Here is a 14,210-nt window from a genome sequence, read left to right as displayed (position 1 = left end):
TGGCCCCCGCGTACCCGTGCGGATCACACCCGGTGGCGCGGGCTCCGCCGGGGTGCCCGCTCGACAGGACGGGGTGGCCGTGCGCCGCTACGATCCCAGTGGGCATACGAATTATCCGGGCCGGGGGATTCCGTGGGACGTGGAAATCGCCAGCTCAGCGGCGCTTGCCAGGATGGCGGCCGCCGCGATCGCCACAATGCGGGCGACCGGATCGATGGACACGACAAGGCTTGGGAGTGAACGCCACATTGCGCTACATGGCGAGGTCATTGCGCGTGGCTTACCGTTATCGATGTAATTCGCGCGCTGGACGGTGTCCAGGCGTTCTCACAGACCGGATGGTGAATTAGTGGCGGAAGACAGTCGCGGGCAGCGCGGCTCGGGGTACGGCCTCGGGTTATCGACGCGCACGCAGGTGACCGGCTATCAATTCCTCGCACGCCGGACGTCCATGGCGCTGACCCGGTGGCGGGTCCGCATGGAGGTCGAGCCGGGACGACGGCAGACGCTGGCCATTGTCGCGTCGGTGTCCGCGGCGGTGGTGATCTGCCTGGGTGCGCTGCTGTACTCGTTCATCAGCCCGGCCGGACAGGTCGGCGACTCGCCGATCATCGCTGACCGCGACTCCGGGGCGCTGTATGTCCGCGTCGGCGACAAGCTCTACCCGGCGCTGAACCTGGCATCGGCCCGGTTGATCACCGGACGCCCGGACAACCCGCACCTGGTGCGGTCCAGCCAGATCGCCAACATTCCGCGCGGTCCCATGGTGGGCATCCCGGGCGCGCCATCAACCTTCGGGGCGAAGACTCCGACGTCGTCGTCCTGGCTGATCTGTGACACGGTGGCCGGCTCGACCGGCGTCGGCTCGCCCTCGGGTGTGACGGTCACGGTGATCGACGGCACGCCCGACCTCAGCAACCGCCGCCGGGTCCTGAACGGCTCGGACGCGGTGGTGTTGAGCTACAGCGGCGACACCTGGGTGATCCGGGAGGGGCGCCGGTCGCGCATCGACGCGGCCAACCGCTCGGTGTTGTTGCCGCTGGGATTGACGCCCGAACAAATCAGCATGGCCAAGCCGATGAGCCGCGCCCTGTTCGACGCGTTGCCGGTCGGTCCCGAGCTGACCGTCCCGGAGGTGCAGAACGCGGGCGCCCCGGCGACCTTCCCCGGCGCGCCGGGCCCGATCGGGACGATCCTCGTCACGCCGCAAATCAGTGGGCCGCAACAGTATTCGCTGGTGCTTGCCGATGGTGTGCAGACCCTGCCACCGCTGGTCGCCCAGATCATGCAGAACGCCGGCGGTGCGAACAACAGCAAGCCGGTGACCGTGGAACCGGCCGCGCTGGCGAAGATGCCGGTGGTCAACAAACTGGACCTGTCGTCCTACCCCGACAACCCGTTGAATGTCACCGACCTGCGCGAGAATCCGTCGACCTGCTGGTGGTGGCAGAAGACCAGCGGTGAAAATCGGGCTCGCATCCAGGTGGTGTCCGGCCCGACCATCCCGGTCTCCCAGTCCGAGACGAAAAAGGTCGTCTCGCTGGTGAAGTCCGACACCACCGGCCGCACCGCCGACCAGGTCTATTTCGGACCCAACTTCGCCAACTTCGTGGCCGTCACCGGTAACGATCCCGGCGCCAAAACCACCGAATCGCTATGGTGGTTGACCGATGCCGGTGCTCGATTCGGCGTCGACGATACCCGTGAGGTGCGTGAGGCCTTGGGCTTGCAAACCACACCGAGTTTGGCGCCGTGGGTGGCCCTCCGACTCCTTCCGCAGGGCCCGACGTTGTCCAGGGCTGATGCGTTGGTGCAGCACGACACCCTCCCGATGGATACATCCCCTGCAGAGTTGGTGGTACCGAAGTGAAGCGTGGATTTGCCCGGCCGCAACCGGAGAAGCCGCCGGTCATCAAGCCGGAAAACATCGTCCTGCCGACACCGCTGAGCATTCCCCCGCCGGAGGGTAAGCCCTGGTGGATGGTCGTGGTTGGCGTGCTGGTGGTCGGCTTGCTGATCGGCATGATCGCCATGACGTTCGCCAGCGGCTCCCGCGTATTCGGTGGCGCCGGCGCGATCTTCCCGATCTTCATGATCGGTGGCGTCGCGATGATGATGTTCGGCGGTCGGTTCGGCGGTCAGCAGCAGATGAGCCGTCCCAAGCTCGACTCGATGCGCGCCCAGTTCATGCTGATGCTGGACATGCTGCGGGAAACCGCGCACGAGTCGGCCGACAGCATGGACGCCAACTACCGCTGGTTCCACCCGGCGCCGGACACCCTGAGCGCCGCGGTGGGATCGTCGCGGATGTGGGAACGCAAGCCCGACGGTAAGGACCTCAACTTCGGTGTCGTCCGTGTCGGCGTGGGGATGACCCGGCCCGAGGTGACCTGGGGTGAGCCCCAGAACATGCCGACCGACATCGAGCTCGAACCCGTGACCGGCAAGGCGCTGCAGGAATTCGGTCGCTACCAAAGCGTCGTCTACAACCTGCCCAAGATGGTCTCGCTGCTCGTCGAGCCCTGGTACGCGCTAGTCGGCGACCGTCCGCAAGTCTTGGGTCTGATGCGGGCGATCGTCTGCCAGTTGGCCTTCTCGCACGGCCCCGACCACGTGCAGATGGTCGTGGTCAGTTCGGACTTGGACGAATGGGATTGGGTCAAGTGGCTTCCGCACTTCGGTGACTCCCGTCGCCAGGACGCGGCCGGCAACGCGCGGATGGTCTACAGCTCGGTGCGCGAATTCGCCGCCGAGCAGGCTGAATTGTTCGCCGGGCGTGGATCTTTCACGCCCCGCCACGCCAGCTCGTCGGCGCAGACGCCGACACCGCACACCGTGATCATCGCCGATGTTGTTGACCCGCAATGGGAATACGTCATCAGCGCCGAAGGTGTCGACGGCGTGACATTCTTCGACCTGACCGGGGCTTCCATGTGGACGTCGGTGCCGGAGCGGACGCTGCGGTTCGACGACAAGGGCGTGATCGAGGCGCTGCCCCGCGACCGCGACACCTGGATGGTGATCGACGACAAGCCATGGTTCTTCGCGCTGACCGACCAGCTCAGCGCCATCGAAGCCGAGGAGTTCGCCCAGAAGCTGGCGCACTGGCGCCTCGCCGAAGCCTACGAGGAGATCGGCCAGCGGGTCGCCCACATCGGCGCCCGAGACATCTTGTCCTACTACGGAATCGACGATCCAGGCAACATCGACTTCGATTCGCTGTGGGGTTCCCGGACCGACACGATGGGCCGCTCACGGTTGCGGGTGCCGTTCGGCAACCGCTCCGACAACGGCGAATTGCTGTTCCTGGACATGAAGTCGCTGGACGAGGGCGGCGACGGTCCGCACGGTGTCATGTCCGGAACGACGGGTTCCGGTAAGTCGACGCTGGTGCGCACCGTAATCGAGTCGCTCATGCTCGCCCATCCGCCCGAGGAGTTGCAGTTCGTGCTGGCCGACCTCAAGGGTGGGTCGGCGGTAAAGCCGTTCGCCGGGGTGCCGCACGTCTCCCGCATCATCACCGACCTCGAAGAAGACCAGGCGCTGATGGAACGGTTCCTGGACGCGCTCTGGGGCGAGATCGCCCGTCGCAAGGCGGTGTGCGACAACGCCGGTGTCGACGACGCCAAGGAATACAACTCGGTGCGGGCCCGGATGCGGGCCCGCGGCCAGGACATGCCGCCGCTGCCGATGCTCGTCGTCGTCATCGACGAGTTCTACGAATGGTTCCGCATCATGCCGACCGCGGTCGACGTCCTCGACTCGATCGGCCGGCAGGGCCGCGCATACTGGATCCACCTGATGATGGCCTCGCAGACCATCGAAAGCCGGGCCGAAAAGCTCATGGAGAACATGGGTTATCGCCTGGTGCTCAAAGCCCGCACCGCGGGCGCGGCACAGGCCGCCGGTGTGCCCAACGCCGTCAACCTGCCCGCACAGGCCGGTTTGGGGTACTTCCGTCGGAGCCTGGAGGACATCGTCCGGTTCCAGGCGGAGTTCCTGTGGCGCGACTACTACGCCCGGGGTGTCGACGCCGACGGCGACGAGGCGCCGGTGTTGGTGCACAGCATCGATTACATTCGCCCGCAGCTGTTCACCACCTCGTTCACGCCGCTCGAGGTCAGTGTCGGCGGGCCGGAGATCGAGCCGGAAGCCATCATCGGCAATGGTGAGCTGCTCGACGGGGAGCCGGTCGAGGTCGAAGAAGAAGACGAGGAAGGCATCCGGACGCCCAAGGTCGGCACGGAGATCATCAACCAGCTCCGCAAGATCGATTTCGAGCCGTACCGGCTGTGGCAGCCGCCGCTGACCCAGCCGGTCGCGATCGACGACCTGGTCAACCGATTCCTGGGCCGGCCGTGGCACCAGGATTACGGCACCGCCCGGGATCTGGTCTTCCCGATCGGCATCATCGACCGGCCGTTCAAGCATGACCAGCCGCCGTGGACGGTCGACACTTCCGGGCCGGGCGCCAACGTGTTGATCCTGGGTGCGGGCGGTGCGGGAAAGACGACGGCACTGCAGACGCTGATCTGCGCCGCGGCGCTGACCCACACGCCCGAGCAAGTCCAGTTCTACTGCCTGGCATACAGCAGCACGGCGTTGACGACGATCGCGCGTCTTCCGCACGTGGGTGAGGTCGCCGGTCCGACCGATCCGTACGGTGTCCGCCGGACGGTGGCCGAGTTGCTAGCACTGGTGCGTGACCGTAAGCGCAGCTTCCTGGAATACGGCATCGCCTCGATGGACGTGTTCCGCCGCCGCAAGTTCGGCGGTGAGGCCGGACCGGTACCCAACGACGGCTTCGGCGACGTTTACCTGGTGATCGACAACTACCGCGCGCTCGCCGAGGAGAACGAGGTGTTGATCGAACAGGTCAACCAGATCATCAACCAGGGTCCCTCGTTCGGGGTGCACGTGGTGGTGACGGCCGACCGCGAATCGGAGCTGCGCCCGCCGGTCCGTAGCGGGTTCGGTTCCCGCATCGAATTGCGCCTGGCCGCAGTCGAAGACGCCAAGTTGGTGCGCTCCCGCTTCGCCAAGGATGTTCCGGTCAAGCCCGGACGCGGCATGGTTGCGGTCAACTACGTGCGCCTGGACAGCGATCCGCAGGCGGGTCTGCACACGCTGGTGGCCCGGCCCGCAATGGCCAGCACCGCCGACAAGATCTTCGAATCCGACAGTGTCATCGCGGCCGTCAGCCGGCTGGCAAGCGGCCAGGCGCCGCCGGTGCGCCGGCTGCCGGCCCGGTTCGGGGTGGAGCAGGTGCGCGAACTCGCCGCCCGCGACCACCGCCAAGGCGTGGGTGTGGGCGGAATTGCTTGGGCCATCTCGGAATTGGACTTGGCGCCGGTGTACCTCAATTTCAACGAGAACGCCCACTTGATGGTGACCGGCCGACGCGAGTGCGGCCGCACCACGACACTGGCGACGATCATGTCCGAGATCGGTCGGCTGTATGCGCCCGGATCCAGCACCGCACCGACACCGCCACAGGGCAAGCCGTCGGCCCAGGTCTGGCTCATCGACCCGCGCCGTCAGCTGTTGACCACGCTGGGCACCGAGTATGTGGAAAGGTTCGCCTACAACCTGGATGGCGTGCACGCCATGGTCGGCGAGTTGGCGGCCACCCTGGCCACCCGACAGCCTCCGCCCGGTCTGTCCGCCGAGGAGTTGCTGTCGCGGTCGTGGTGGAGCGGCCCGGAGATCTTCCTGATCGTCGACGACGTCCAGCAGCTGCCGCCCGGCTTCGATTCGCCGCTGCAGCAGATCGCTCCGTGGGTGACGCGGGCCGCGGACGTCGGTCTGCATGTCCTGGTCACCCGCACCTTCGGCGGTTGGTCCTCGGCGGGCAGCGACCCGATCCTGCGGGCGCTGCACCAGGCGAACACCCCGTTGCTGGTGATGGACGCCGACCCCGACGAGGGCTTCATCCGCGGCAAGATGAAGGGTGGCCCGCTGCCCCGTGGTCGAGGCCTGCTGATGGCCGAAGACACCGGTGTGTTCGTCCAGGTGGCGGCGACCGAAATACGCAAGTAGTGGCTAGTCGCCGAGTGGGGCTTGACCCCGGGTTAATCGTGGTCGAGCCTGGTCAAGCCCAACTCAGCGGCAACGCCTTGAGCGCGAACGTCTTTGACGGGAACAGAATCTCGGGCTTGTAGTCCAACGGGACCTCGAAGTCGGGGATCTGCTTCAACCATTCCGAGACGATCACGGTCAGCTCGATACGCGCCAGGTGAGAACCCAGGCAGCGATGCGGACCGCCGCCGAAACCCCAGTGCCGGTGCACCTTTCCGTCCATCACCAACTCGTCGGTCGACACCGAGTCGGTGCCGTCGCGGTTGATCGCGGCCATGCACAGCCGCACCGGAGTGCCCGCCGGTAGCGTCATGCCGCCGATCTCGACCATTTCGGTCGTCACTCGGGGCGCAACCGGCGCGGATGGTTCCAGCCGGACGATCTCCTCGATGAAGACCCTGGTCTGCCTTGGGTTGTCGCGAAGCATATCTCGCAGCTCGGGTCGGCGCGCCAACTCGTAGATCGCGTAACCGATCGCCGCGGTCACCGTGTCCAGACCGGCCAGGATCAACAAGTGACTCATGCCGAGTAGTTCGAGATCGCTGAAGTTGCCCTCGCCGGTCATCACCTTGGACAGCATGTCCGATCCCGGATTCTGCCGCCGCGCCGCAATGACGTCACTCAGATAGTTCAGTAGCGCGATCCCCTTCGCCAGGTCCTCCTGGCTAAGATTCGGCTTGTCGGCGATAACGGCGTCTTTCCATTCGATCAGCATGTCGCGGTCTTCCAGCGGCAGGCCGTAGAGGTCGAGAAACACCTGAAATGGGTACAGGCGCGCGAACTCCGCCATGACCTCGCAGTGGCCCCGACCGGCGAATGCGCCAATCATGTCGGCGGCATGGCGTTCCAGCACGGGCCGGGACTGGCTCAACGCATGCGGGCTGAAGTACGGCTGCAGAATCTTGCGGTAGCGGGTGTGCTCGGGCGGATCGAACGCCAACGGGACCACAGGCAGTGGGTAGCCCGGGGGCTGTAGCGCCAACCGCGACGAGAAAACCTTCGGATTACGCAACGCCGCCAGGACGTCCTCGCGCCGCGTCAGGTAGTAGAAGCCGTTCATGAACACGACCGGACCCGCGTCCCGCAGCACCTTCCATCCGACGCCGCGGTCTTCGGTCATGGGCAAGCTGACGTAGTCGAGCCGCGGTAGGTAGAAGTCACCTGCCTGGTAGTCGCCCAGGGTGCTCATGTGCTCTATCTCCGCTTGTCGTCTTGAATTTGGGGTCACCGCGTCGTCACCGAATGTGGCGGCACATCAATATCCCACGGGATTCGCGGCGGCTCCAATCCGGCTGGCGGACCATCGAACTGGCCGGCCGCGGCCGTCGACAAATCTTCTAGAATTGGCCACCGACTGTGTACCTATCGATGCAAACAAGTCCGAACCGGCCGATTTCGCGGCGCCGTTCGGGGGAGGGAACCTAGTGAGGGTTCGTCTCGAGAAGTCCAAATGCGTTGGCCACGCTCAGTGTTATGCGGTCGACCCGAACTTGTTCCCGATCGACGAATCGGGCTATTCCACGCTCGAGGAGCACGTCGTGCCCCCCGAGCAGATCGAGGTGACCCGCGACGGGGTGGCCTCGTGCCCCGAGATGGCACTGGTTTTAGAACAAGACGGACACGCGGATTGAGGGTGTGTGCACGCCCCGCGTTGAAACCTCAAGCGAACCGAAGGTGAACAACCGGACGCAATAAATGAACATGAGTTGGCCGGGAATGAACAATGGTTGGCTCGGCATGAATAGTTGGCATCACCGGTCGGCGATGACGCTGACGAGCCATTAATGTCTTCCACGAGCGGCAGTTCAGCGCAATGAGCTGTCGCTCGGTTGCTGACAGCGGGGGCGATCGACGCGGGACGGGTAGGCCGCTCGTGTCACGGCCCGGAAAAACGATGGTGGAGCGCGTTTTCCGGGACCGTGAGGCGGACACACCGGACGCGGTCGGATTGCTCGCTGCCCGGACTGCCGACGGCTGGATGCGCCTGACATCCAACGAGTCGGCCGTCCACGGTGGCAATTGCCGAAGCGGCCAAAAGTTCGTGACGTTCTTATGCGATAGCCCAAATTCAATTGCGGCCATTTGAGGAGGACACGGTGTTCGACTTCGGGGCGTTACCGCCCGAAATCAATTCCGGTCGCATGTACGCGGGCCCCGGATCGGGGCCGATGATGGCTGCGGCCGCAGGGTGGGACGCGCTGTCGGCGGAGTTGGCCATGGCGGCCAGCGGCTACCGTTCGGTGATCGCCGAGCTGACCGCCGGGCCGTGGATCGGGCCCGCCTCGCAGCGGATGATTGCCGCGGTGTTGCCCTACCTGACCTGGCTCAGCGGCATGGCCGCCGACACGGAGCAGACCGCCATCCAGGCTCGCAGCGCCGCGGCGGCTTTCGAGACAGCGTTCATGATGACTGTGCCCCCGCCAGTGATCGCCGCCAACCGCATGCAACTGGCGATCCTGATATCGACGAACTTCTTCGGCCAGAACACGCCGGCGATCGCCGCCACCGAAGCCCACTACGTTGCGATGTGGGCCCAAGACGCCGCCGCGATGTACAGCTACGCGGCGGCGTCCGCGATCGATACGCAACTGCCGCCGATCACGTCGTCGCCGCAAACCACCAACCCGGAAGGAACGACCAACCAGGCGCTCGCCACCAGCAAGGCGGCCGCAGAGCCGGCCGGGAAATCCGGACAGACAGCGGCGAGCACCACCCAGATGGCCACCAACGGCACGGTGCCCCAACTGTTGCAACAGCTCGCGACGGCGCCCGTGACGGCCGATCCGTCCAGCACCGCCGCAACGGATCCGCCCTGGTGGGCTGGGTGGCTAGGCATCCCGACCCCGAGCAACCCCATGGGGCTCAACCCGAGCTTCTTTAATACCTTGCGCCAGGCCCTGCAGGCTTACTTCGGCGTCGGTATCGGCAACTTCGGCTACGGCATTGGCCAGCAGCTGACGTTCGGTACCGGTGCGACGGCCGGTGCTAGTGGTGCGTGGTACCCGACGCCGCAGTTCGCTGGACTGGCAGCACTCGGCGGTGGTCACCCCGGCGGCATTGCGGCAGCGAACTTCGCCAGCTCGATCAAGGTGGGCGGATTGTCGGTGCCCTCCACGTGGACCGGCGCCACACCACCCGTCGTCGAGGAACCGGCGATCCACGCCACGACCGTCAACTACACCGCGCCGGCAGCCGCAGGCCCCACCAACAACGGTGTCTTGCAGGGCATGCCCATGGGCGGTACGGGCCGACGCGGCGCCGCCGGCTTCACCCACAAATACGGCTTCAAACGAAGTGTTCTCATTCGACCTCCGTCCGCGGGATAACACGATGGACACTTCGATTTCTTCAACAAATAAAAAGCGTCCAAAAGATGAACAGAAGTTGTCCGGGTCTGAACAGTTCGCGGGGAGACGGCATGGCAAACCGCGATCAAACTAACGTCATTGTTGGGAAAGCCCGCCGGCGTGTGTGCCGGACGGTTATCGAGGAAGGAATCACATGTCGTTTGTGACAACGCGGCCAGAAGCGTTGGCGGCGGCGGCGGGTACGTTGCAAGGGATCGGTTCGGCGTTGACCGCCCAGAATGCCGCGGCCGCGGGGCCGACGACGGGCGTGGTGCCGGCCGCGGCCGACGGCGTCTCCACGATGGTTGCCGCGCAATTTGCCGCGCACGCGCATATGTATCAGACCATCAGCGCCCAGGCGGACTCGATTCACCAACTATTCGTCCAGACCCTGCGCACCAGTTCGGATTCGTACGCGCTCACGGAAGCGGCCAACGCGGCCGCGGCGGGCTAAGGAGATCACAATGATGGATTTTGGGGCGTTACCTCCGGAGGTGAATTCGGCTCGCATGTATGCGGGTGCGGGGTCGACGTCGATGACGACGGCGGCGTCGGCGTGGCGTTCTCTTGCGGCGGAGTTGAATTCGGCTGCGATGGGTTATGAGAACGTGGTGACGCAGTTGGCGAGTGAGGAGTGGCTGGGTGCGGCCTCGGCTGCTGCGGTGCAGGCGTTGACTCCGTATGTGACGTGGATGAAGGCCACGGCGGTTCAGGCTGAGCACACGGCGTCGCAGTTGTCTTCTGCGGCGGCGGCGTTTGAGAGTGCGTTCCAGTCGGTGGTGCCGCCGCCGTTGGTGGCGCAGAACCGTGCGTTGTTGATGCAGGCGTTGCAGACCAACGTGTTGGGTCAAAACACCAGTGTGATTGCCCAGTTGGAAGCGCAGTACGGGCACATGTGGGCGCAGGACTCCAGCACTATGTTTAGCTATGCTGCGCAGTCGTCGACGGCGACGAAGGTGACTCCGTTCAAAGAGGCGCCCGAGGTCACCAACGCGAACGGTCAGGCTCAACAGGGCAGTGCGGTCAGCTCGGCGACGAGTACCGCCGCGGGTAATGCCAGTAGCACGACGGCGAGCGCGATCACGCAGACGCCTAAGGCGTTGGCCGCCGCGGCTACTCCGACTGCGACGGATCCGTTCAGCGAAATATGGTTTTTGCTGACCGGGCAGACGACGTTGCCGACGAGCTTCGCCAACTTCGTCAATGGTTTGAGTCCGTTTGCCGGTTTCGCTTATAACACTGAGGGTTTGCCGTACTTCAGTGTTGGTATGGGTAACTTCGGTGTGCAGATCGCCAAGAGTACCGGGGCTATTGGTGGTGCGGCTGCCAGTGCGGCGGCGGCGGCGCCTAAGGGTTTGGCTGGTTTGGGTGGCATGCTGGGCGGCGGTGCGGCTCACGCCGCTCCGGCGGTGGCCGCGGGGCTGGGTAATGCGGCCTCGGTCGGTAAGTTGTCGGTTCCGGCGGTGTGGTCTGGGGCGGCGCCGGCGATTAGTCATGCCACCGCGGTGCCGGTGAGTGCGATCAGTGCTGCCCCCGAAGCTGCCGGATCGGGGAATCTGCTCGGTGGCATGCCCTTGGCGGGCATGGGTGGTGCACATGGCTTCGGCGCGTCGGGACCACGGTACGGTTTCAAACCCACCGTCATGGCCCGCCCACCCTTCGCCGGCTAACCCACCGCGCGATTGTGGAATGCACGCACGACGGTCAATGCCGTCGTGCGTGCATTCCGTTGGGGCATCAACGGGTTAGCGCCTAAAAGCGGTCCGCGCATTGCACCGGTTTGACCGTTTTGCGGCTGTTTAGCCGTTCGCGACGCGGCTTTTTGCCGCTGGCGGATTTTTATCCGAAACTGGTGTTTTTTGTCGCCCGTCAATTGACGGGCATGCCCGCAAATAGCAAACTCCGGCACGCTGAGCTGTTTGCATATCTTCGCAGGTGGCCGCCGCACCCGCGCGGCAGGACCGCTCGCCTGGCATCTTCGACGTCTGTCGGATAGTCCCGGCCCGTTCGGCGGCTGGTCGTGCGTTCGGTGACGCCACGGACCTTTGCCGCCGGTTCCCATCGTTTTAACCTCGCTTCCGACAACTTCGGGTCAGGTCGTCGACACTGCACTTGCGAGGAACACATGCCATTCCAACGGGCCGCTTCGTAGCACATGGACTACGGTGCCGTACCGCCAGAAATCACCTCGGGTCTGATCTATACGGGCCCGGGATCGGGCCCGCTGATGGCCGCCGCCGCTGCCTGGGACGGGCTGGCCGCGGAATTAGGCACCGCAGCCAGCGGCTACAGCTCGGTCATCGCGGAGCTGACCGCCGGCCGGTGGCTTGGGCCCGCCGCCGCGTCGATGGTGTCCGCGGCGGCACCTTTCGTGACGTGGCTGGTCGCCGCGACCGCCCAGGCCGAGCAGGCCGCCGCCCAGGCCCGCGCGGCCGCGGCCGCTTTCGAGACCGCGTTCGCGATGACGGTGCCGCCACCGGTGATTGCGGCCAACCGCATGCTGCTGGCGACCCTGATTGCGACCAATTTCTTCGGCCAGAACACGCCGGCGATCGCGGCCACCGAGGCCGAGTACCTGCAGATGTGGGCCCAGGACGCCGCAGCGATGTACGGGTATGCCGCAGCGTCGGCCGCCGCGACCGAGCTGTCGCCGTTCGAGGCGCCGCCCGACACCACCACCCCGGACGCGACGAGCGACCAGGCACTCGCGGTGGCCCAGGCCACCGCCGAGCCCGCGGGCCAGTCCGGGCAGACCGCCGCCGGGGTTGCGTCGCAGCTCGGTTCGACCGATGCGGTTCCCCAAGCGCTGCAACAGCTTACGACGGCGACAGCCGCCAATCCCACGGCCGCGGCGACCGACCCGCCGTGGTGGTCGGGCTGGTTCACCATTCCCACTCCGGACAACCCGATGGGGCTGACTCCCAGCTTCTTCACCGTCGTCTTCAAGAACTTGACCGGCTTTCCGTATTTCGGGACCGGGATAGGAAGCTTCGGCTATTCGATTCAGCAGCAGCTCACGTTCGGGGCGGGAACCACCGCCGGCGCGTCCGGTGCCTGGTATCCGACCCCGCAGTTCGCCGGGCTTGCGGCCCTGGGCGGCGGCCATCCGGGCGGAATTGCGGCGAATTTGGCGTCCTCGACCAAGATCGGTGGACTGTCGGTGCCGTCCGCGTGGGGCAGTGTCCCCAGCGGAGCGCAGGAATCGGCCATTCCGGCGACGACCGTCACCCAGGTGGCACCCTCCGGGCCTGGGCCCACCAACAACGGCATCTTGCAGGGCATGCCCATGAATGGCATGGGACGGCGCGGCGCCGCCGGCTTCAGCCACAAATACGGCTTCAAACACGCCGTGCTGGCTCGACCACCCTCGGCGGGATGACCTCCATTCCTATGAGTGCATCTGGACAACCGCGATCCGACAACAATCAGGAGGCAACATGTCGATGGATTTTGGGGCGTTACCTCCGGAGGTGAATTCGGCTCGCATGTATGCGGGTGCGGGGTCGACGTCGATGACGACGGCGGCGTCGGCGTGGCGTTCTCTTGCGGCGGAGTTGAATTCGGCTGCGATGGGTTATGAGAACGTGGTGACGCAGTTGGCGAGTGAGGAGTGGCTGGGTGCGGCCTCGGCTGCTGCGGTGCAGGCGTTGACTCCGTATGTGACGTGGATGAAGGCCACGGCGGTTCAGGCTGAGCACACGGCGTCGCAGTTGTCTTCTGCGGCGGCGGCGTTTGAGAGTGCGTTCCAGTCGGTGGTGCCGCCGCCGTTGGTGGCGCAGAACCGTGCGTTGTTGATGCAGGCGTTGCAGACCAACGTGTTGGGTCAAAACACCAGTGTGATTGCCCAGTTGGAAGCGCAGTACGGGCACATGTGGGCGCAGGACTCCAGCACTATGTTTAGCTATGCTGCGCAGTCGTCGACGGCGACGAAGGTGACTCCGTTCAAAGAGGCGCCCGAGGTCACCAACGCGAACGGTCAGGCTCAACAGGGCAGTGCGGTCAGCTCGGCGACGAGTACCGCCGCGGGTAATGCCAGTAGCACGACGGCGAGCGCGATCACGCAGACGCCTAAGGCGTTGGCCGCCGCGGCTACTCCGACTGCGACGGATCCGTTCAGCGAAATATGGTTTTTGCTGACCGGGCAGACGACGTTGCCGACGAGCTTCGCCAACTTCGTCAATGGTTTGAGTCCGTTTGCCGGTTTCGCTTATAACACTGAGGGTTTGCCGTACTTCAGTGTTGGTATGGGTAACTTCGGTGTGCAGATCGCCAAGAGTACCGGGGCTATTGGTGGTGCGGCTGCCAGTGCGGCGGCGGCGGCGCCTAAGGGTTTGGCTGGTTTGGGTGGCATGCTGGGCGGCGGTGCGGCTCACGCCGCTCCGGCGGTGGCCGCGGGGCTGGGTAATGCGGCCTCGGTCGGTAAGTTGTCGGTTCCGGCGGTGTGGTCTGGGGCGGCGCCGGCGATTAGTCATGCCACCGCGGTGCCGGTGAGTGCGATCAGTGCTGCCCCCGAAGCTGCCGGATCGGGGAATCTGCTCGGTGGCATGCCCTTGGCGGGCATGGGTGGTGCACATGGCTTCGGCGCGTCGGGACCACGGTACGGTTTCAAACCCACCGTCATGGCCCGCCCACCCTTCGCCGGCTAACCCACCCACCCGGCACCGAGCGGACGCACCGTGACCACCGCAAACCGTGACCAGCGCGTCCGGCGTAGCTGGTATCGAGCACCGGCGCACTTGCCGTATGCATTTGCGCAGGCAGCGGCGACCGACGCCGCGGCTGGAC

At 65.5% G+C, this 14,210-nt stretch carries 9 protein-coding genes; 8 read left to right on the top strand and 1 reads right to left on the bottom strand.

Annotated features, from left to right (window positions below):
• The first annotated feature begins 349 nt into the window (after positions 1-349).
• Positions 350-1,870 carry a type VII secretion protein EccB gene (gene eccB / locus G6N33_RS25975; protein WP_044505820.1) on the top strand — a complete coding sequence of 507 codons (1,521 nt, stop codon included), beginning with the start codon at positions 350-352 and terminating at the stop codon, positions 1,868-1,870.
• Entirely contained in the window at positions 1,867-6,039 is a 4,173-nt protein-coding gene (locus G6N33_RS25970) for a type VII secretion protein EccC (protein WP_044505822.1), read from the top strand. Before eccB ends, G6N33_RS25970 begins: the two co-directional genes overlap by 4 nt.
• Positions 6,040-6,091: 52 nt before the next feature.
• On the opposite strand, the gene G6N33_RS25965 is transcribed toward G6N33_RS25970, so the two are convergent.
• On the bottom strand, positions 6,092-7,267 hold the full coding sequence (locus G6N33_RS25965) for a cytochrome P450 (protein ID WP_044505824.1): 1,176 nt from the start codon (positions 7,265-7,267) through the stop codon (positions 6,092-6,094).
• 235 nt (positions 7,268-7,502) lie between these two features.
• Between G6N33_RS25965 and G6N33_RS25960 the strand changes: the two genes are divergently transcribed.
• From G6N33_RS25960 to G6N33_RS25935, 6 genes are all read left to right on the top strand, one after another.
• Complete coding sequence (locus tag G6N33_RS25960; protein ID WP_044511755.1) at positions 7,503-7,709, top strand: ferredoxin; 207 nt, start codon at positions 7,503-7,505, stop codon at positions 7,707-7,709.
• Between the two features lie 465 nt (positions 7,710-8,174).
• Entirely contained in the window at positions 8,175-9,404 is a 1,230-nt protein-coding gene (locus tag G6N33_RS25955) for a PPE family protein (protein WP_044505827.1), read from the top strand.
• Positions 9,405-9,579: 175 nt separating this feature from the next.
• Positions 9,580-9,879 carry a PE family protein gene (locus tag G6N33_RS25950; protein WP_044505828.1) on the top strand — a complete coding sequence of 100 codons (300 nt, stop codon included), beginning with the start codon at positions 9,580-9,582 and terminating at the stop codon, positions 9,877-9,879.
• Positions 9,880-9,889: 10 nt separating this feature from the next.
• Complete coding sequence (locus G6N33_RS25945; RefSeq protein WP_269473925.1) at positions 9,890-11,095, top strand: PPE family protein; 1,206 nt, start codon at positions 9,890-9,892, stop codon at positions 11,093-11,095.
• Between the two features lie 485 nt (positions 11,096-11,580).
• Entirely contained in the window at positions 11,581-12,804 is a 1,224-nt protein-coding gene (locus G6N33_RS25940) for a PPE family protein (RefSeq protein WP_101528848.1), read from the top strand.
• A 58-nt stretch (positions 12,805-12,862) separates the two neighbouring features.
• Positions 12,863-14,071: a PPE family protein gene (locus G6N33_RS25935; protein ID WP_269473924.1), complete on the top strand. Its 1,209-nt coding sequence runs from the start codon at positions 12,863-12,865 to the stop codon at positions 14,069-14,071.
• Positions 14,072-14,210 lie beyond the last annotated feature (139 nt).

Source organism: Mycobacterium simiae, assembly GCF_010727605.1.
GTDB lineage: Bacteria > Actinomycetota > Actinomycetes > Mycobacteriales > Mycobacteriaceae > Mycobacterium > Mycobacterium simiae.
The sequence above is the reverse complement of the archived record's forward strand: the minus strand, read 5'-3'. Positions and strand labels throughout refer to the sequence as shown.

What these genes read in the sequence shown, in the direction of transcription:
- G6N33_RS25940 (WP_101528848.1), top strand. Translation starts at nt 11,581, where the DNA reads ATGGACTACGGTGCCGTACCGCCAGAAATCACCTCGGGTCTGATCTAT.
- G6N33_RS25935 (WP_269473924.1), top strand. Translation starts at nt 12,863, where the DNA reads ATGTCGATGGATTTTGGGGCGTTACCTCCGGAGGTGAATTCGGCTCGC.
- G6N33_RS25950 (WP_044505828.1), top strand. Translation starts at nt 9,580, where the DNA reads ATGTCGTTTGTGACAACGCGGCCAGAAGCGTTGGCGGCGGCGGCGGGT.
- G6N33_RS25965 (WP_044505824.1), bottom strand. Translation starts at nt 7,267, where the DNA reads ATGAGCACCCTGGGCGACTACCAGGCAGGTGACTTCTACCTACCGCGG.
- G6N33_RS25945 (WP_269473925.1), top strand. Translation starts at nt 9,890, where the DNA reads ATGATGGATTTTGGGGCGTTACCTCCGGAGGTGAATTCGGCTCGCATG.